Raw genomic sequence first — 18610 nt, forward strand, 5'->3', positions numbered from 1 at the left:
ATAACCTAATTATACAATTGGTAGTGTAAAACTTGTTTTGAGAATAGTTTCGACAATCAAAATACATAAGGAAAAGGATGAAAAGCACCATCCTTTTCTATTTTAAGAGCGTTCTTCGACTAACGCCCCGTGCGACAAGCAAAAATTCTTAATCCATCTTTAACTTTATAGCTTTTGTCGCAATAAATGTTTTAATATGCTTATCTAATATCCTTGTTCCACCAAAATCATCCTCATAAAAACCTGTTATAGCAAAACCAGCTTCAATTTGGCCTTGGATTTGGTCTTCTAAAGTATGCGCATATTCTATTGTTTGATTTGAATCGATGTAATCTTGAACTTCATCCTCTGGTAAATAATCCAATGTTGATGAAGGAATTGAATGTTTAACATCAAGAATACCTTTTTGCTCTTGGTTATCATCAAAAATCCATAGTAACGGATTTGTAAATCCAGCAATAAGAATACCCTTATTCTTTAAAACCCTAGAAACTTCATTCCATACAAGATGAACATCTTTTACAAACAAATTAGAGACAGGATTTACAATAATATCAAAATATTCATCCTCAAAGTCACCAAGGTCTGACATATCTCCTTGTACGGTTTTTAAAGTCAAACCATCCCGTTTTGCTACCTTTTCATCTTGTTCCAATTGCTTCTTAGATATATCAGTAACTGTTACATCTGCTCCAGCAGCAGCTAGAACAGGTGCTTGTTGTCCGCCACCTGATGCTAAGCAAAGTATCTTTAATCCATCTAATGACTTTGGAAACCACTTTCTAGGAACTGATTTTTCCGTAGTGACTGTAATCTCCCATTCACCTGATTTGCTTTTCTCAATAACCTCGCTACTTACAGGCTGCGTGTATCTAGAACCTTCTTCAACCTTCTTATCCCATGCATTACTGTTTTGTTGTGTAGTATCCATTGCGATTAGTCCTCCTAACGATCTAGTTGCATTCAATGTGTAAGCTTAATGCTTTCCTTTTTCTATTAACCTGCCTAATAGTTCATACATAGTTGTCTATATTTACATTAACAGATAAATGCAAAAATTACTAAAAAAATTCTAAAAAGACAAAAAATTACACATCTATTCCATTCATTTAAACTAATCATAGAATTGTTAACTTTTAAACAACTCACTTCCACATAAAAAAAGCATTCCAAACCTGTTGACAGTTGGAACGCTTTTTTATGTTATTTAATTTTTCAAGCTTTTAACTAAATCGATTAAACAAATAAGTTACGCTTTTTCTTTTTTATTCAGCAAGAGTTAACTGCCAAGATACACCATACTTATCATTTAACCAGCCAAACTTTTTACTAAACGGATAAGAACCTAAAGGCATAAGAATTGCTCCATCCTGCGCTAGTTTATGAAAGACCGTATCAATTTCTTCTTCTGTCTCACAAGTTACATAAAGAGACATAGCTGGAGTGAATGTAAAATTATGATTTACATAACTATCAATACACATAAACTCTTGGCCATTTAACGTAAAAGTTGCATGAATTACAGTTCCCTCTTTACCAGGTCCATTTTCATCGTAGCGAGAAATACTTACAATTTCCGATTGATCAAATAGCGACGTATAAAAATTCATCGCTTCCTCAGCTTTGCCTTCAAACATTAAAAACGTAGTAATTTTTTGATTTGTGTTACTCATATGGAGACAGCCCCTTGTTATATATTTATGTAAAACATAAGTCGGCCAAAAACCGAACGTATATTCCTATAAGTGTATTGTCTATAAAAACGATGAGTTTGTCAATTATCTACTTTATTATTTCTTCTTAAATAATGCTGTCCAAAGAAATGATTCTCCAAACATTTCTTTCGGTCGTTTCATTTGTTTCATCCTTCTAATCTCAATTACCTCAAATTCTTTAAATATCTCTCTTAACTTTTCTTCCGAGTATGCAAGACCACCTTGTAGACTCCATCCTCTATATACATCCCAATCTGTTATTTCCGAGCCATTTCGCTCATCTAAATCGCCTGCCGCAAAACATGTTAATCCGAAATAACCACCCGATTTTAATGAGTTTTTAATTAAATCCACATAATTTATTCTTCTATGCGGTGGAATGTGATGCAAACAGCCCGAATCGTATACAAAACCAAATTCGTTTTGAACCTCTAAATTAAAAATTGAATCACAAATAAAATGAATTGCTACCCCTTTTGCCAATGCCCTTTCTTTAGCCCAATTAATGCCTTCTACAGATAAATCCACTGCTGTTACATCAAATCCTTGAGTCGCTAAATAAATGGCATTTCTACCTGGACCACATCCAAGTTCTAATACCTTCCCTTTTAAAACTCTCTCTTTTTGTATATACGAAACTAGATTCTCATCTGGAACATTTTCAAAAAACGGAACATCCTTTTCTCTATTCTCATAAAACTCATTCCAAAAGGGTTCAGCAGGTCTTAATAATGAATCAAGCATTTTTAAAATGTCTTCTTGTGTGTGTAACATTTCAGTTTTCATTAATACCCCTCCATTTTTTAATAGTCAGAAAATTATTATATATCTTTTTGAACTTTCAAACAAAGAAAAAACTCCTACATTCAATAGGAGTTTTTTCTTTAAAATCCAAGTACATCTTGCCATTTTAGCAATTTCTCTTCCCGTACTTTCAAATAATCATGTTCCTATTTTCCCATCCGTATTTCACTAACAATTTCTCAGTCTGCCAAAAAAAGAACTCTTTCTGTTTTCGCTGCTACCTTTACAACATGAGTCACTTAAGAAGAATACTTTGCTGAAAAATAAAGCCGATTTCGTTAAGGTATATTTTTGCTAACGCCTCTTCTTTCATACATGATATTTCATACAATCATACTTTTCTAATAAAATAACGTTTTTGTTCACTTTTTTGATACATTTACGAAACATTCATGTGTTATCTTCATTAAGTTCTTTTCTTTTTATAATGTCGTGTGAGATATACCAACAGAGGAAGCCCTAGATTCCCTAATCCTAGGGCTTTTTTATAAGAATTTTATACACTTTATTATTTCCACCAACTTTTCAAATTGTATAAACATAATATAAATTTTTTATGTTATATTTTTTGATGGCCTCTTATCTTTCCGTAAAAGGCCCTTTTTTCAAATAACGCTTTTGTTTAATTTATATTTAAAAAGTTCCTTTTCATAAAGAGTTCCCTTATATGTTATACTCATTTTTAAATAATTGTATAAGGAATGTTAAAAATGGATGATAGATCGTCAAGACAATGGAAATTGCGACAAAAGTTAAGAGCACTGAAAACAAAAAACAGAAATGATACAAACCCTTTGTTTAATGAATGCCTTGAATCCCTAGGAAACGAAACTGTCATTTTCCCCCAAGAAAAAAGCCAGCAGATTGCTACTATTTTAATGAATTTATTTCCTATAACTGTCTCTGGAAGAATAGATTGGGAACAGATAGATAATCAATTCATAGCTTCGAACAAAGAACAACTAATTTCCCTTATTAGAGCAAACCAACTAGATTTTGATGAACAGATTTTTATAATATGGGATAACTATGAAATCCCTGTAGTAAGTACAAATCTTGATAAAGTATTCCAATCACTAGTTGACGTTGATGCAGTCAGTTTTTATTATTGGCTATTAGACAAAGAATATAGATTCGTAATTGAAATAAATGATGAAGAATTGATTAGGGTTGGGTTTCGCTAATACTCTAAGCATATGAAGCTAGTTCCTTTCATTTCTTAATATTTTCTTCGTCACCACCGCTATTATTATCATTATGAAACTAATAGCTAATATAGGTAAATAAATTTTCGTACTGAATCCTTCAAACATAAAACCATATACGATTTGCCCAATTGGTGCCATACATTGAGATACCGCTGCTATAATTGCCATCACTTTTCCTAGATTTTCATTTGGTGTTTTCTTTTGGACTACAGTAATCACATAGATGGATACAATTGTCATAATCATCGCAATTAGAATAGAAGAAAGTATAAAGAGGATAAATGGTGGATAGATTCCTAAATTGAGAATAAATGGTGTAACTGATAGTGCCACTGGCATTACTAATAAAGCTATGATAAGCATCCAATTATATAATGTTTTCATCTGTAACTTTTTAGCAAAGAAACCGATTGACAATGCCCCTAATATGGTTGCAAAATCAATTAATCCCATTCCAATTCCATACATCGTATCGCTACTCTGCATAGTTACTCGTAATATAATAGGTCCTCCAACAACAAATAACGGTGTCAAAATTAAGTTTAGTAAAGCTGCAAGTAACATAGCCTTCAAAATAAAAGGTTGCTTTAAAACATAAAGAAAACCTTCTTTCATATCTTTTATAATTGTCGGTATGATATGGCTTTCTTGCGCTCTTTTAATAAAAGGTATTGTAATAAACATTTCTAAAATTGCAGATAAAAAGAAAGCAAGACAACTTATTATGACGAGCATTTTCAAACCAATTATGCCATATAATATTCCTCCTAGTACAGGTGCAACTATATTAGATAATGCTTGCACACCATTTATGATACCGTTTGCTTGTTCTAACTTTTTCTCTGGAACTAATTGCGGAATACTTGCCATAACAACTGGTGAGTACATTGCACTAATGACTGCTAGTAAAAACATAATTGCTCCAATCAATAAAATAGATACCGATTCAGTTAATAACAAAACTATAAAGCTTAATACAATAGCAGCGTTTATAAAATCCAAAATGACCATTACATTACGGCGGTTGAAACGATCTGCTATCGCTCCGCCAAGAGGAGCTAACAAAAACGGGATACTCGTTATGGCATATAACCCTGCAAATATATCGGCACGTCCTGTTATATCTAGCACATATAAAGACAGTGCAAAACGTAATAGTGTTGAACCTAAAATAGTAATAATTTGACCACTTACCATTAAGTGAAAATCTTTCAAGGAAGATTGAATACTTGCTGGCATCCTCATCACATCCTTCATTTAGTCTAGACCGACTGCCGGTCTATAACACCCAAACAGAAAAAAGCTATTTCTGTTTCATTAAAACCTCGATCATATAATCAAAGGACCCTTCTTTCGCTCCAACAGATACTTCCATCATTTTAATATAAGCCTTAGCTCTTCTCATCATTTCTTCCGGTTTCCACTGGAATAAACCATCATCAAATATGACTTGTGCTGAAGAGAGTAATAATTCAATTGTTTCTTGTGGGTATGGAGTATAAAATATGCCTTCTTCTATTCCTTGCTCTAAAACTTCCGTTAATACAGGAGATAAATGTATAATGGATTGCACTAAACTTTTCTGATGCATTTCTGCATTATTTGGTTGATGGAATTGTTCAATCATTTTTTCTTTGACATCTCCTGATTTTGGTGATTGTTCCATTAAAATTTTAAATAACTTATCTAAAACGGGGATATCGGGATTGGAGACAATCCTTTTCGCCTTAGTGACATCCTCTTTAATAATCCTCATAATGATTTCATCCATTACTTCCTCCTTCGACTTAAAATAATGATAAAACGTCCCCTTTGCTATACCAATTTCTTTTAAAATATCATTCACGGTTGTTTTCGTATAACCTTTCGTAAGAAACAAACGCTCAGCTGTTTCTAAAATTTCCTTTCTACGCTCCTCATACTCCTTTACAATTCGCATTCAAGTTCTCCTTCCCACCAGACCGACTGTCGGTCTATTAAAATTATATGTTTAGTTTGCAAAAAGTTTCCTATTATCGTACATATACAACACCATACTTTCTATTTCCTTTATAAATTTTTATTTTTTAACGTCCGCTCAATTTGTTTAAAACGTATCTCATGTTTCTTATCGTCACCTTTCATTTTAGGAAAAGAACGATGCCTCCGTTCGATCTATGTACTTATCAATGGAGTATTTTGTTGAGTTCCAATATGTAATATTGCATATTTCGCACTTTTAATTTTTTATATGTGATAATTTATTTATAAAAATATAAATTATTAATAAGGGTGATTTATATGAGCAAGTTCCGAAAGAAGATGATTAAATATTTGCAAACATTTTGGGGATGCTTAGCATTTGGTGTATTAATGTTTGCTATCTTCTTAATTACGGATTTAACATATGCATCTTTAAATACATTAGGCTGGAGAGACTGGCTAGGTTCTGTAGCAGGCGCAACCATTTTATCTGTTGGGATGTTTACTTTAAATAAATTGAATTTAAAATAAATATTCGGTCAATACTGAATGTGGGCTGTATGCCAACATTCATTTAAAGTAGTCTTCTCTGTATCTCCTTGTATTGAGCAGTTAGCTTTTGCTAGCCGCTCTTTTATTTTGTTCCGGTTCTTGCCCTATCTACTTTCCCCCAATAAGTACACATATCTATTCCCCATTGCTACAAAATGAAATCTTTATTTTGTTTTACGGATCGCTTCTTCAATTAGCCAAGATACAATATTAAAATCATTAGCTTCACCCTTTAAAGATGTTCCCTTCCAAAAGTATTCTTTCATCACTTCAAATAATTCTTCAATAGCTTCAATTCATCTCATATTCATTTTCCCTTTCTCCCAAATAACTATTTTGTTTTACTAATTAGCTGATTAATTTCACAAACACCTTTTAAACATTCCATGTTTCTTCACCTCTTGAATATTTTTTAAGAAATCGAAAATAATACCAACAAGCTGTTTGAACTAGCAGCTTCACTCTTCTCGCAATGGGGATGCAAATTATCACAATTAGCTAACTCATTGAACTCACTGGCAGACAACCAAAATCGTTGTCTGCTTTTTGTATGAGATTTTTCGTTTTACATATACTACTTTTGAACCTGCAGACCAATACGAGCCATTTTGGTGCTTGGGATTTCCCTTCCGGGGATAAGTATTTTTTACTTATCCCTTTTTTGTATAGACACGTATATTTAGGGTAAAACTAATTACAAGCAGATTTTCTGTTTATGCGTAGTTCTAAACAAGATTACTTTTTCTCCTATTAAAGGACGGCAGGTACGACTGCTAGTCCTTTTTTCTTATTTCGCATGCTGTCCCTTCTGGTAACTTCATTCTTCATTACCTTCATCATCATAGTAAGCAATTTACTAATAAGGATGGCAGTTGTGCCTCTTGAGTTCCCCATCGAACAAAAAGAACAAATTATTTTTCCAGTTTCCAACGATCGTACCCCAATACGAGTTAAATTCTTCATAAACTTCTCTTGTCCCCTTTCGATAATTGCGGAACGTGTAATGAAAATACTCGCTCACTTTAATACCTTTTCTTTCAACCAAAGTGTTCTGCCGAAATAATAGACATAATAAGTTCCGTTCTCTTTTGCTACTGCATAACATTCCCGTACCGTTTGAATATGTTACAAATTGCTTTCTCTCGATTTTTCCGCTTAAATATTTTTCATGCATACGTTGCACTTGTTCTTGAATTGCGACATGGTAGTAATACCCTTGCTCTACTGGTTTTGGACTATAAAATTTCCTTTATAAATTTCAAATGCGGTGAATGAAATTTTTGTTTTTTCTTGCCATCATCCTTGTTGTATACAAACAAAAAAAGAGCCACAATATTTTGCGACTCTTTTACAATTATAACTATTTAACGGCCACGTCTTTGCTGACCTTGCTTTGTACTACCTTTTTTATTACTTGGCTTATTAAATGATCGGTTATTTTCATTTCTAGAACTATTTCTCGAACTATTTCTTGAATCACTTCTCGAGCTATTTCTCGAATCACGTCTTGATTCACTTCTTGAACCTTCGCGGCTATCTCTTTGACGATTTTGACCTGATTTCTTTGGAGCCGGCTTTGGTACCGGTTTTCCATTTTCATCTACACGTTTTATCTTCGGTTGTTCGATTATTTCTCTTTGTATTGGTGCACCAAGCGTTTTTTCAATTTCTTCTAAATGTTTTTCATCTTTCGCTGCAACGAACGTAATTGCAAGACCTGATCCACCTGCACGTCCTGTTCGGCCAATGCGGTGAATGTAACTTTCTACATCTTCAGGGATATCAAAATTAAATACGTGCGTTACACCATCTACATCAAGTCCACGAGCTGCTACATCCGTTGCAATTAAGTACTGAATTTTAGCTTCGCGGAAACTCTTCATAACTCTTTCACGTTTCGCTTGAGGTATATCACCATGAAGTTCAGCACAATTATAACCTAGTCCTTTTAAATTATCATAAAGCTTACTTGCTCTAACCTTTGTACGACAGAAAATAACTGCTAAAAACGGCTGATCACGATCCATAACAAAACGAAGTGCATCTGGCTTTGCACGATCTGTCGTCTCAATGACACGCTGTTCAATTGTATCTACCGTTACTTCTTCACTTTGTACTTGAATCATTTGCGGCTCATCCATATAACGCTTCGCTAATTTTTTAATATCTTTTGGCATCGTTGCTGAGAATAACATCGTTTGTTTACTACCAGGTGTCTCATCTAAAATATCTTCAATATCATATAAGAAACCAAAATAAAGCATTTGATCCGCTTCATCTAATACAATCGTTGAAAGATTACTTAAATCAATTGTTTCACGGCGTATATGATCTAATAATCGTCCCGGTGTCGCTACAACAATATGTGTATTACCTTTTAATTTTCTCAACTGTTGTGCGACATCTTGCCCGCCATATATCGCTAGTACATTAATATCTTCTCTTTGAACAAGCATTTTTTTAATTTCAGTTGTAATTTGCAGGGCTAGTTCCCTTGTTGGCGCAACGATTAAAGCCTGAACATCACTACACTCTGGATCGATTTTTTCTAAAATCGGTAACACGAATGCTAACGTTTTACCCGTTCCTGTTTTCGCCTGCCCAATAATATCTTTACCTGACATAATAACTGGAATTGCCTTCTCTTGAATTGGTGTTGCTTCTGTAATTCCATTTTCACGTAATGTATGATTAAAAGTTTCACTAATTCCTAATTCTAAAAAGTTTTTCAAATAGACCACTTCTTTTCCTTATTTTTCACATTAGCTTTCATTGTACCATTTGTTTCGCTAAATATGAAAAATAAAAAAATTCTTATCTTCTTTTTTTATATTCATCCTGTACTAGATGGACAAATTCTTTTTGTTTTTTCTCAGATTTTATTAATGCTTGCATATTAGTAGAAGATAGAATGAACTTTTTAATTTTTCTATTACTCCAAATTAATCTTGTATACTTTGTATCTTCGTGTAGCCTTCGAAACCACTCAAATTCACTTAATTTTGCGATATGGTGTTTCAATTTCATGTCATTTCGAGGATAAAATAAAATAACATTTGCTATTACATCAAATCACGAACCCATCTTTTCCCCCTATACCCTTGCTCAAATTATATATATATTCTTCTTTGCATATATATTTCAATTTTACCGAAATATAATGTTACTGATTTGGTTGAAATCGCAAAATATATGAACTAAAAAACCGATCTTTTCGATTTAGGAAAGACCGGTTTTCATTAGTTTATACAGTAAGCTTTCCTCCATGATAGCAATAATACTGCGCTGCTTTAAGACTTTTAATCTTATTTAATGACTCTTTTGCTTTTTCTATATCTAAACAAAAATTCGGATTAGCTATAACTAACTCTCGATTCTCTTGAACCGCTGCGTCTCCTGTAATTACACAGTCTAAATTCGGAAAATATAATGAAATATGCCCCGAAGTATGTCCTGGCGTCGCTACTATTTGACATTCATTATTCAAAATCATTTGACCATCATGTACTTTTTCATCGACGGAAATATGTTTTATATTTTTTAACTGTTGTATAAACCATTTACCAAATTCTTTTTCTTCATTTGGCATACGTTCTAGCATTTTTTCAGCTTGAGCCAACCTCTCTGATTTTATATCACCACTAATATAGTTAGATTCAATTTCACTAGCAATAATATTAATTTGAGGATATTTCAATTTGAAATCATATAAAGCCCCTAGATGATCATCATCATAATGGGTAATAATTATATTCTTTAAGTTTTTCATCTCATATCCATGTTTTAACATTGCATTTTCAATTAAAGGTAAAAAGCCTGGATATCCTATATCAACTAACGTTAATTCATTATGTACTATAATTAAACTTGGATAAACACATTGTTTTTGCCCGTTAAATTCGAATTCAATTGGTAGTTCTATTATTTTCATTTTTCTTCCCCCATACCGCTTATAAAATGCATAATAATAACTAAATCATCCACATACATCTTACAATATATATACTATGTAACGGAACAATGTGAATCGTTGCATAATCCAAATTATATTATTTTGAACAGGTATTCCCCTATTTTTATGGAAATATATAATTAAGAAAAACAATAAAATTGATTAATCTCTCACTTCTTTGTCCATCCTTTTAAAAAATCTATGTTTTTGTAAAAGGAGTGTTTATATGGAGAAACAGACACTTTGGAAAAAGTTCAAAAAAAGCTCTGTAAACCTCGGTAAATCCAGCGTATATGAAAGTATTATTTTATTCTACACAATGAAAAAGAAAGAATTACCTACTAAAGCGAAATTCATAATATTAGCCGCTTTATCTTATTACGTATTAACAATCGATTTCATTCCAGATATAGCTGCTATTATTGGGATTGGCTTATTAGATGATGTTTTAGCAATCGCTGTAGCGCATAAATACGTTATGAGACACGCAGATGCTGAAATTCGAGAAAAGAGCAAAATAAAGATGGAGTCATTATTTACTTCAGCACAAGCATAATGAAACTATCTAGTCATTTACCTACCTTTTTACTTTCAAATAAAGCTAACTGTAATTAATGATAGTTCCACCTCACTGAATATTACTCTTCACCATGAGAGCATAGCAGAATAAATTCCTAAACAAAAGCTTTTCTCTTAGCTCACAAACCGTAAACAAATAGGGAATCAGCACTTGTTCCTAAGTTCTGACTCCCTTTTATTTATTCTTATATCTATCTGTTATACAGTTTCATGCGTTCCCTTATATAAAACTGCTATTGCCGCTACTATAAGAATCATACCCATAAAAGCAGGTGCGGCATGACCAAGTGATACATAGATTTGTCCTCCAAGAATAGGACCAATCATTCTTGCTAAAGCTTGAATAGATTGGCTTCCACCTTGAATCCTTCCTTGTTCACTAGAACTGACAGACTTTGAAAGCATCCCGTTGAATGAAGGTCCGAAAATTGAATCCCCAAAACCATACATCAGCATCCCAGCGATAAGTAGTGGATAGAGTGAAAACAAAGCTGATGCCGCAATAAAACTGTATCCTATAATCTCCGAAACCATCCCAAGAATTGCTATTTGTTTATCACTAAGCTTGATCAAAAGCTTTGGCATGATAAAACTTTGTGAAACAATGTCTTGAAAGCCCAAAATTGAAAACATAAGTCCGATTAATGCTGGTTTCCAACTGAAAGTATCCATTGTAAATTGCGTGAAAATTGCTTGTAAAGATCCGTTAGGTATCCAAAGTAAAAACGCTGAGACAAGTAACCACTTTAAATTTTTCATGGAAAGTATGTTTGCTAGCTGTACAAAAGGATTTAACCTTACAAACGTAATCTCTTTCAACCTATTATTTTTTTCAAGGCTCTCAGGCATATATTTGATCCCATATACAACATTTATTAACGTTATGATTGCACCAAAATACATAGGTACAGTATCACCAAACTTGGCAAGTACCCCCCCAATGGTTGGGCCAATGATAGTTCCCGCACCTACAACTGCACTCACCCATCCAAAGTATTTCGTTCTCTGCTCTTTTGGAATGATGTCTGCAAAATATGCGAAGATAGTACTTATGCTCCCACCTGTTATACCTTCTATTATGCGTCCAGCAAATAGTACCCATAAAGCTCCTCCTATTCCCAAAACTAAGTACCCAATTGCAGAACCAAATAAGCATATTAAAAGTAATGGACGACGGCCATACTTATCGCTTAAAGCTCCGAGTACTGGTGCAGTTAAAAACACGCAGGCCGCATATACGGAAGTTAGTAGTGTAACAACCAATGCTTGTTCTTCCGGATTACTTGTATATGGCTGTACTAAGAATGGGACTACAGGCATGATGATACTGAAACCTATACCACAAAGAAATACAGAAATAAGTCCGAATAGTAAAGCATGTTTATCTATGCTTTTTTCAGTTCCCCTTTCATTTTTCAATCTAAATATAGACATTTAACTTCTCTCCTAAAAAAATTGTTGCTTTGTCAACAAAATAATAACTCTTTTTTGTTGATTAGTCAACAAAAATAAAATAATAAAAAAGCAGCCTATTCTCATTAGAGTAAGGCTGCCCGTAAAAGCCCGATTGGTGAGGGCTGATAATCAGTGGAGATGAAGCCCCCCCACTGATTAAAGTTTCACTTTATTATTAAAATATATTACGATTTAATATGTATACCTTGTTTCTTTATTTCCGCATCCAAATGTCTACTATACTTTTCCACAAAGCTAATTATACTGTTGAATTCTTCTTCAGTTACTTGTTCAAATACAGCTTTATCTCGCTCTTGAAACTCTTTGTGCAGATTTTCATGGATTTTATAAATTTCTTTCCCTTGTTCGGTAAGCCTAAAATAAATTTCTTTCTTATTTTCTGACTTTTGGTAGCTTTCAACAAGGCCTTTTTGTATGAGCTTCTTAGTCATTCTACTTATAGCACCGCGAGTCACATAAAAAGCCTCTGCGAGTTGTGTCACGTTAGAATCTGCATTGTTTTCAATATATTCAATGCAGTGGACTTCAGAAGACTTAAAACCTTTAAGACCCTCTTCCATCTTATCTTTATTAAGCCAAACCAGCTTATTATATAATTCCCTGAAACCGTTCATGACCTGTTCTTCTTTATTCATGCCCTACCCTCCTCACCGCTCATTAGCACATTAAAACTATTATATTAAATTTCTGCTTACGTTTCGACAATATTGAAATAATTATTATAACATTAAAGATATGTGTAAAAATAGGCGCGTAAATAAAATAATTTTTAAACAGTAAATTTTGCAAGTTTATTTCTACTTACAGTAAACGGTAGACAAAAAGTAAGAGCTAAGATCATTTCTCTTAGCTCTTCTTTCATAAAACTATTTCACTTCATTAGCGACAAAAAAGTGCTCACATACACTTGATATGCGCTGTAAGTCCACGTTCCCACCAGATATAACAGCCACTACTTTTTTCCCTTTTATATAACTATCAACTTTTCCTGCAAGAAGTGCAGCAGTTGCTAATGCACCTGCACCTTCTACAACAGCTTTCCCACGTTGTAATAAATCTTTCATCGCTACTTCCAGCTCTTTTTCTGATACAGTTACAATATCATCTACTAATTCTTTTACAATTTCAAATGTTAATTCACCTGGTATTTTAACTGCGCAACCATCTGCAATAGTAGGCGCCTCATAGTGTTCTACGATTGCTCCTTTATCGTAAGATGCCTTCATTCCATGAACATTATCTGCTTGGACACCAATTATATTAATGGATGGATTAAAAGATTTCAATGCTACAGAAATGCCAGAAATAATTCCGCCTCCACCAATTGGTACAATGACAGTATCTACATCCCACATATCATCAAGAATATCTAATCCAATTGTACCTTGACCAGCCATTACCTCTACATCATCATATGGATGTAAGTATGTTTCACCTGTTTCTCTTATAATTTCTTCACATTTTGCCTTTGCATCATCAAAGGTTTCACCATGTAAAATCACTTCAGATCCATATCCTTTAGTTGCTTCAACTTTCGCCTGCGGTGCAGAAATTGGCATAACAATTTTACTCTTAATACCGAGTAAATGAGCAGATAATGCAACTCCTTGTGCATGATTACCTGCTGAACATGCAATTACACCTCTTTCTTTTTCTTGATCCGTGAGCCGCGACATTTTATTAAATGCGCCACGAAATTTAAAAGAACCCGTTAATTGCATATTTTCTAATTTCAAATGAATTTCTCCACCCGTTTTACTAGTCAAGTAAAAAGATTTTACTAATGGCGTTTTACGAGCATTTCTATCTAGAATTTTGTGAGCTTTTTTAATATCGTCTATATGTAATGGTAGTTTTCTAGTTATCATACTGACACCTCTTCCAATGTTCTATTCCTAAGTTTTCGTAAGTCGTAGCTCCTTTATACGAAAAGAAAAAGTCTTTATATATGTACCCCACTCTGAAATAAACACATTTGCAAACAATTTAACATCCTCTTCATATCGCGGTCTTTATAATGATTTAAACATGCAATTTGGATCCAATTATTCTTTTGTAAATAAGATGACTCATAATGAACGATGTATCCTTGTAATGCTAATGTATCGCCTACTACTTTAGAAGAATAATCTTCGCTCAATACAATAGTAAGTATAATTGGCGCGGCATGTTCTTTAGGTGAAACAAGCCTTAAACCCATATCAGTAATAACTTCTTCAACATAATCATATGTCTCTTTAATTTTTACAAATGCCTTTTCATCTTCAAATCTCTTCAACGCTTCTTGCAATGCATAAATTAAATTCCATGATTGTGAGTATGGAATACTTTCATTTTCTTCATACATGCCAATGTCCATATAGGCCGGCACAGCCTCGTTTATTTTTACAATGTGGTTATGAAAAACGAAAGAAATTCCTGTATATGATTTAATCGCTTTACCGCTAACACCACTTGCAAAATACACATCCTTCAAGTCTAATGGTATTGCTCCAATTGAGCTTATGCAATCTACACACAGTTTCATTTGATTCTCGTTACAAAGAGTATTTAGCTCGTTTAAATCGTTTAACATTCCAGTAGATGTTTCATGATGAACAAACCAAATCCATTCATAATTTCCAGTTGTCATAATTTCTTCTAATTCGGTATAAATAAATGGATCTCCCATTTCCTTTTTATAAGTATCAAAATGTAACCGTGCTCGTTTTGCATGTCCAACTAATCTATTACCAAATTCCCCATTTGTTAATACTAGTCCTTTCCCTTTTAAAGAACGTAACTGTAAAGCAATCGCATCATTTGCTAACGTCCCTGTTCCTAACATAAGCTGTACATGTTTTGCTTTTGTCATGTGAAGTAACCGTTTTTTCACATTGTCCATCATCACTTGAAATGACTTAGAGCGATGGGAAATAGGTCGCGTAGAAAATGCCTTTCGAACGTTCTCTTCAATATCTACTGGACCAGGTAAAAACGTATATTCTTTCGTCATAATCCCCCCAACACTCGACTCTTCAAACATAGCAGGGGTAACATACATTGGCTGGAAGGCTGCTTCTTCTGTACCAACTAACGTATGGAAAAATTTGAATCCCATTTGCTCATATAAAGCTAGTTCACGTGTTGTTGCAGAAATGAGTGCTAATTCATATCCATTTAGAAGCAAATAACGATGTAGAAAACGAATTAATCCTAACAACGCTCTTCCATTTCTATATTCACGTTCTACTGAAAGTAAACGAATTTCATACACTTTTTCTCCATGCTCTTGCAAATAAATATCTAAATTTGAAATTTTATAATCTAACGAGAATGGTCGTTTTCCCCGCACTGCGACCATACCTACTAATCTATCCTCATCTAAACAAATTAAATATGTATTTTCTTTATGAAACCGATCTATACGAAACCGTTCTTTCGTTTCTTCATGTTGTGGTATCTCTTCTACAAAAGTTTTATAATTCAATTTATGTATACTTTCAAATTCCCAATCTTGATCAGCAACTTTATAAATTAACCCCATGCCTTATCTCCTTTATCTATTTAATAAAAAATGATAAGTGGAGATTATCCCCACTTATTAAAAGTTCATTTTATTCTCGATTTACATATAGAATAAGTACAATAATTATTCCACTTAATATAGTGGTAACAATAGAATAAGAATAAAGAATCATACAAATTGGTAAACAAGCAATCGTAATTAGTCCTGGCTTCGTAAACCCTTTAAATATTAAATAAAATACAATAAAAATGCCTAAGAGGGTAAGCGCTATCAAATAATCAAATGCGATTAGTCCTCCTATAAATGTTGAAATACCTTTACCGCCCTTGCCTTTAAATAAAACTGGATAAATATGTCCAATAATAACGGCCAATAATGTTAACATTACGAATGTAGGATCTTCAAAAAGATATTTTGCTACAGCAACAACGATTGCCCCTTTAATTGCATCACCTAAAAATGTAGCGATGAAATACCCTTTTCCATATACGCGCCCCATATTTCTTGCGCCAGGATTTCCGCTTCCTTCATCCCTAATATCAACGTTATGTCTCAATTTTGTTACTATATAAGCGGTCAATATGTTTCCAATTAAATAAGAAGCCACCAAATATAAAAACTGCATACTATTAATCATGTAATCATTCACTTTCTACATGGGAATACATATACAATATTCAATTACTACGTATATTGTACGTTTTTAACATACATCCCTTTATACATTTTAACATCATATTTTTACAAATCATACAAAAATTCTCATACCTATTTTTAAAAATATATATCCCTCATTAAATAATATGTTCCTTTCACTGCCATTTCTGCTTGTGATACGAATGTAATTTCTTTCATACTTTCTTCACAGCATTTCTTAAATACAGCAAATATTTCAGGAACTAAACGCAATATACTGCCACTTGCTGCAATTGGCGTTGAGTGCTTAAAGTTCAACTTGTTATAAACATTTACTGTAATCCTTGCTAATTCCTTTCCAGCTTGCATCATAATTTCATGCGCATCATCATTGCCATCTCTCGCTTCCTGAATAACTAATGGGGCGATTGCTGCAATTTTATCTTTAGAAGAAGTATATACTAAGCTTTTTATATGAGACGGTGTCAAAAGTTGAAACTGCCTTTGAATATTCAAACTCAATGGACAAAGACTGATTCCTTGATCGAACTGAATTGCCATTTTCTTTAAAGCTTGTAATGCAATCCAATATCCGCTCCCCTCATCTCCTAAAATATGTCCCCATCCACCGCTATACTGATATACTTCTCCTTTCATTCCTATACAAATTGCACCTGTACCACCTATAGTTAATATTCCATCCTTACCTTTTAAAGCAGCTGCATGTGCGATCATTGCATCATTAAAAATTTCAATTTTTGTTCCGTATTTCTTTTTTAAACGTAATGTTAATTCATTTGTATTCGCTCCGCTTATACCAGCTAATCCTAAACAAACACAAACGCAATGCCCATTTATTAAACTCTTCTGGCATTGATTAATTGCTTCCATAATATGCACAAGAGCTTCTTCAAAATCTATTAATATGTTTCCAAAACCACTGGTAGCTCTTACAAGTTCATTTCCGTCTTTATCAAATGCAATTGCCTCGGTCTTCGTTCCCCCGCCATCTACTCCAATCATATACTTCATATGTTCGCCTCATTTTCATCTGCGTATGGAGGGAATGTTATATTCCCTAAAATTACGGAATTCTTAGCACCTGTTGCGCTCGGCACATTACTCGGATTACGATGATACGTTTCGTTTGCTAAAATAGCAAATGCAATTGCTTCTTTCGCTGCTGAAGAATGACCAATATCTTCTTGTATACATATGCTACATTTCTCTTCTCTTAATCCATTCCGTAACATTTCAACAAGTGTATTATTATAACTTCCACCACCACCTAAAATCACCTCATCAATTTCATAATACGGCAAAATAAACGCCTTATAATGATGAACAATTGAACATGCTGTAAACATCGTGACAGTTGCCAATATATTTTCTTTACTATGCTTTTTAAATCGATTCAATAATTCAGTCACAAACGCTTCTCCAAACTGTTCTCTACCTGTTGTTTTTGGTGGTTTCATGTTCAAAAATGGATGGTTCATACAGTATGTTAAAATTTCATCTACAACTACCCCCTGCTTTGCAATCCAACCATTTTGATCATATGGTACATGAAATAATCTTTGACATACTTCATCGATTACCATGTTGCCTGGTCCAGTATCGAAAGCAATAACACTCTCTTTACTTCGTTTACTTGGAACCACTGTAACATTACCAATCCCACCAATATTTTGTAGTAGTCTATTTTTAGTTTGATGCCGATATAAAATAATCTCTGAATATGGTACAAGCGGTGCACCTTGTCCCCCTGCCGCCATGTCCATCGTTCGGAAATTCGAGATAACCGTCGTGTTCGTTTCATATGCTATTACTGCTGGTTCCCCAATTTGCAATGTTGAAGAAATAATATTCCCTTCTTGCTTTGGCTGATGATAAATCGTTTGTCCGTGAGAGCCTATTAAATCTAATTGTCTCAAAGGAAAATTGGCCTCTTTACAAACTTCCTTTACAGCATTGGCGAAGCATAAACCAAGTTTAAAATTTAAACTACATATAAGTTGGACATTCGAAGTTTCAATTGATAACGCTTGTTGGATCTCATTTTTCATATCATTACAAAATGGAACAGTAGTAAAATGGATGAGTTGGATTTTAGAATCTACACCACTTCCTTCTATATGAACGAGCGCTACATCTATTCCATCTAATGAAGTACCAGACATTACCCCTGCAATATACATAACGTGCATGACCTCCT

19 protein-coding genes and 1 pseudogene are annotated in these 18610 nt (G+C 33.5%); 3 read left to right on the forward strand and 17 right to left on the reverse strand.

Going from position 1 to position 18610, the window contains the following annotated elements; all coding sequences use genetic code 11:
* Positions 1 to 148: 148 nt before the first annotated feature.
* From ACTFP3_RS22505 to ACTFP3_RS22520, 4 genes and pseudogenes are all read right to left on the reverse strand, one after another.
* Positions 149 to 931 carry a class I SAM-dependent methyltransferase gene (locus tag ACTFP3_RS22505; RefSeq protein ID WP_440011318.1) on the reverse strand — a complete coding sequence of 261 codons (783 nt, stop codon included), beginning with the start codon at positions 929 to 931 and terminating at the stop codon, positions 149 to 151.
* Positions 932 to 1265: 334 nt separating this feature from the next.
* Complete coding sequence (locus ACTFP3_RS22510) at positions 1266 to 1673, reverse strand: VOC family protein (RefSeq protein ID WP_000072493.1); 408 nt, start codon at positions 1671 to 1673, stop codon at positions 1266 to 1268.
* Positions 1674 to 1790: 117 nt separating this feature from the next.
* Complete coding sequence (locus ACTFP3_RS22515; RefSeq protein WP_139849942.1) at positions 1791 to 2501, reverse strand: class I SAM-dependent methyltransferase; 711 nt, start codon at positions 2499 to 2501, stop codon at positions 1791 to 1793.
* A gap of 98 nt (positions 2502 to 2599) precedes the next feature.
* Positions 2600 to 2758 (reverse strand): annotated as a pseudogene (locus tag ACTFP3_RS22520) (ABC transporter ATP-binding protein); the annotation flags it as partial.
* Between the two features lie 471 nt (positions 2759 to 3229).
* Here ACTFP3_RS22520 and ACTFP3_RS22525 point away from each other — a divergent pair.
* Positions 3230 to 3703 (forward strand): CDI toxin immunity protein, encoded by a 474-nt coding sequence (locus ACTFP3_RS22525; protein ID WP_440011320.1) that lies wholly within the window; start codon positions 3230 to 3232, stop codon positions 3701 to 3703.
* Between the two features lie 18 nt (positions 3704 to 3721).
* Here the strand turns inward: ACTFP3_RS22525 and ACTFP3_RS22530 are convergent, their stop codons facing one another.
* Both ACTFP3_RS22530 and ACTFP3_RS22535 read right to left on the reverse strand, forming a co-directional pair.
* A complete protein-coding gene (locus ACTFP3_RS22530; protein ID WP_440011322.1) occupies positions 3722 to 4966 on the reverse strand; it encodes an MFS transporter in 1245 nt (414 codons plus the stop codon).
* Positions 4967 to 5030: 64 nt separating this feature from the next.
* On the reverse strand, positions 5031 to 5666 hold the full coding sequence (locus ACTFP3_RS22535) for a TetR/AcrR family transcriptional regulator (RefSeq protein ID WP_001223581.1): 636 nt from the start codon (positions 5664 to 5666) through the stop codon (positions 5031 to 5033).
* A 341-nt stretch (positions 5667 to 6007) separates the two neighbouring features.
* Between ACTFP3_RS22535 and ACTFP3_RS22540 the strand changes: the two genes are divergently transcribed.
* Positions 6008 to 6220 (forward strand): hypothetical protein, encoded by a 213-nt coding sequence (locus tag ACTFP3_RS22540; protein ID WP_336456798.1) that lies wholly within the window; start codon positions 6008 to 6010, stop codon positions 6218 to 6220.
* 771 nt (positions 6221 to 6991) lie between these two features.
* Here ACTFP3_RS22540 and ACTFP3_RS22545 read toward each other — a convergent pair.
* From ACTFP3_RS22545 to ACTFP3_RS22560, 4 genes are all read right to left on the reverse strand, one after another.
* Positions 6992 to 7135 (reverse strand): hypothetical protein, encoded by a 144-nt coding sequence (locus tag ACTFP3_RS22545; RefSeq protein WP_003270556.1) that lies wholly within the window; start codon positions 7133 to 7135, stop codon positions 6992 to 6994.
* 470 nt (positions 7136 to 7605) lie between these two features.
* Positions 7606 to 8982 (reverse strand): DEAD/DEAH box helicase, encoded by a 1377-nt coding sequence (locus ACTFP3_RS22550; protein WP_003270559.1) that lies wholly within the window; start codon positions 8980 to 8982, stop codon positions 7606 to 7608.
* Between the two features lie 73 nt (positions 8983 to 9055).
* Positions 9056 to 9268, reverse strand: a complete 213-nt coding sequence (locus ACTFP3_RS22555; protein WP_003270560.1) for a hypothetical protein — start codon at positions 9266 to 9268, stop codon at positions 9056 to 9058.
* Positions 9269 to 9485: 217 nt separating this feature from the next.
* Positions 9486 to 10172, reverse strand: a complete 687-nt coding sequence (locus ACTFP3_RS22560; protein WP_440011324.1) for an MBL fold metallo-hydrolase — start codon at positions 10170 to 10172, stop codon at positions 9486 to 9488.
* A gap of 247 nt (positions 10173 to 10419) precedes the next feature.
* Here ACTFP3_RS22560 and ACTFP3_RS22565 point away from each other — a divergent pair, with 247 nt between their 5' ends.
* Entirely contained in the window at positions 10420 to 10749 is a 330-nt protein-coding gene (locus ACTFP3_RS22565) for a YkvA family protein (RefSeq protein WP_000415088.1), read from the forward strand.
* Positions 10750 to 10970: 221 nt separating this feature from the next.
* Here the strand turns inward: ACTFP3_RS22565 and ACTFP3_RS22570 are convergent, their stop codons facing one another.
* The 7 genes from ACTFP3_RS22570 to anmK all read right to left on the reverse strand — a co-directional run bounded on the left by ACTFP3_RS22570 (position 10971) and on the right by anmK (position 18593).
* Positions 10971 to 12206, reverse strand: a complete 1236-nt coding sequence (locus ACTFP3_RS22570) for an MFS transporter (RefSeq protein ID WP_016122504.1) — start codon at positions 12204 to 12206, stop codon at positions 10971 to 10973.
* A gap of 206 nt (positions 12207 to 12412) precedes the next feature.
* Complete coding sequence (locus tag ACTFP3_RS22575) at positions 12413 to 12883, reverse strand: MarR family transcriptional regulator (RefSeq protein WP_001030904.1); 471 nt, start codon at positions 12881 to 12883, stop codon at positions 12413 to 12415.
* Positions 12884 to 13114: 231 nt separating this feature from the next.
* A complete protein-coding gene (gene tdcB / locus ACTFP3_RS22580; protein ID WP_000632955.1) occupies positions 13115 to 14116 on the reverse strand; it encodes a bifunctional threonine ammonia-lyase/L-serine ammonia-lyase TdcB in 1002 nt (333 codons plus the stop codon).
* A 74-nt stretch (positions 14117 to 14190) separates the two neighbouring features.
* Complete coding sequence (locus ACTFP3_RS22585) at positions 14191 to 15774, reverse strand: aminotransferase class V-fold PLP-dependent enzyme (RefSeq protein ID WP_324659756.1); 1584 nt, start codon at positions 15772 to 15774, stop codon at positions 14191 to 14193.
* A gap of 70 nt (positions 15775 to 15844) precedes the next feature.
* A complete protein-coding gene (gene plsY, locus ACTFP3_RS22590; protein WP_000610870.1) occupies positions 15845 to 16393 on the reverse strand; it encodes a glycerol-3-phosphate 1-O-acyltransferase PlsY in 549 nt (182 codons plus the stop codon).
* Positions 16394 to 16530: 137 nt separating this feature from the next.
* Positions 16531 to 17424 (reverse strand): BadF/BadG/BcrA/BcrD ATPase family protein, encoded by an 894-nt coding sequence (locus tag ACTFP3_RS22595; RefSeq protein ID WP_016122502.1) that lies wholly within the window; start codon positions 17422 to 17424, stop codon positions 16531 to 16533.
* On the reverse strand, positions 17421 to 18593 hold the full coding sequence (gene anmK / locus ACTFP3_RS22600) for an anhydro-N-acetylmuramic acid kinase AnmK (protein WP_149215759.1): 1173 nt from the start codon (positions 18591 to 18593) through the stop codon (positions 17421 to 17423). The genes ACTFP3_RS22595 and anmK overlap by 4 nt, the downstream gene beginning before the upstream one ends.
* Positions 18594 to 18610 lie beyond the last annotated feature (17 nt).

It is taken from the genome of Bacillus cereus group sp. MYBK5-2, assembly GCF_051915685.1.
GTDB lineage: Bacteria > Bacillota > Bacilli > Bacillales > Bacillaceae_G > Bacillus_A > Bacillus_A cereus.

What these genes read in the sequence shown, in the direction of transcription:
- ACTFP3_RS22505 (WP_440011318.1), bottom strand. Translation starts at nt 931, where the DNA reads ATGGATACTACACAACAAAACAGTAATGCATGGGATAAGAAGGTTGAA.
- ACTFP3_RS22510 (WP_000072493.1), bottom strand. Translation starts at nt 1,673, where the DNA reads ATGAGTAACACAAATCAAAAAATTACTACGTTTTTAATGTTTGAAGGC.
- ACTFP3_RS22515 (WP_139849942.1), bottom strand. Translation starts at nt 2,501, where the DNA reads ATGAAAACTGAAATGTTACACACACAAGAAGACATTTTAAAAATGCTT.
- ACTFP3_RS22525 (WP_440011320.1), top strand. Translation starts at nt 3,230, where the DNA reads ATGGATGATAGATCGTCAAGACAATGGAAATTGCGACAAAAGTTAAGA.
- ACTFP3_RS22530 (WP_440011322.1), bottom strand. Translation starts at nt 4,966, where the DNA reads ATGCCAGCAAGTATTCAATCTTCCTTGAAAGATTTTCACTTAATGGTA.
- ACTFP3_RS22535 (WP_001223581.1), bottom strand. Translation starts at nt 5,666, where the DNA reads ATGCGAATTGTAAAGGAGTATGAGGAGCGTAGAAAGGAAATTTTAGAA.
- ACTFP3_RS22540 (WP_336456798.1), top strand. Translation starts at nt 6,008, where the DNA reads ATGAGCAAGTTCCGAAAGAAGATGATTAAATATTTGCAAACATTTTGG.
- ACTFP3_RS22545 (WP_003270556.1), bottom strand. Translation starts at nt 7,135, where the DNA reads ATGGGGAACTCAAGAGGCACAACTGCCATCCTTATTAGTAAATTGCTT.
- ACTFP3_RS22555 (WP_003270560.1), bottom strand. Translation starts at nt 9,268, where the DNA reads ATGAAATTGAAACACCATATCGCAAAATTAAGTGAATTTGAGTGGTTT.
- ACTFP3_RS22560 (WP_440011324.1), bottom strand. Translation starts at nt 10,172, where the DNA reads ATGAAAATAATAGAACTACCAATTGAATTCGAATTTAACGGGCAAAAA.
- ACTFP3_RS22565 (WP_000415088.1), top strand. Translation starts at nt 10,420, where the DNA reads ATGGAGAAACAGACACTTTGGAAAAAGTTCAAAAAAAGCTCTGTAAAC.
- ACTFP3_RS22570 (WP_016122504.1), bottom strand. Translation starts at nt 12,206, where the DNA reads ATGTCTATATTTAGATTGAAAAATGAAAGGGGAACTGAAAAAAGCATA.
- ACTFP3_RS22575 (WP_001030904.1), bottom strand. Translation starts at nt 12,883, where the DNA reads ATGAATAAAGAAGAACAGGTCATGAACGGTTTCAGGGAATTATATAAT.
- tdcB (WP_000632955.1), bottom strand. Translation starts at nt 14,116, where the DNA reads ATGATAACTAGAAAACTACCATTACATATAGACGATATTAAAAAAGCT.
- ACTFP3_RS22585 (WP_324659756.1), bottom strand. Translation starts at nt 15,774, where the DNA reads ATGGGGTTAATTTATAAAGTTGCTGATCAAGATTGGGAATTTGAAAGT.
- plsY (WP_000610870.1), bottom strand. Translation starts at nt 16,393, where the DNA reads ATGATTAATAGTATGCAGTTTTTATATTTGGTGGCTTCTTATTTAATT.
- ACTFP3_RS22595 (WP_016122502.1), bottom strand. Translation starts at nt 17,424, where the DNA reads ATGAAGTATATGATTGGAGTAGATGGCGGGGGAACGAAGACCGAGGCA.
- anmK (WP_149215759.1), bottom strand. Translation starts at nt 18,593, where the DNA reads ATGTATATTGCAGGGGTAATGTCTGGTACTTCATTAGATGGAATAGAT.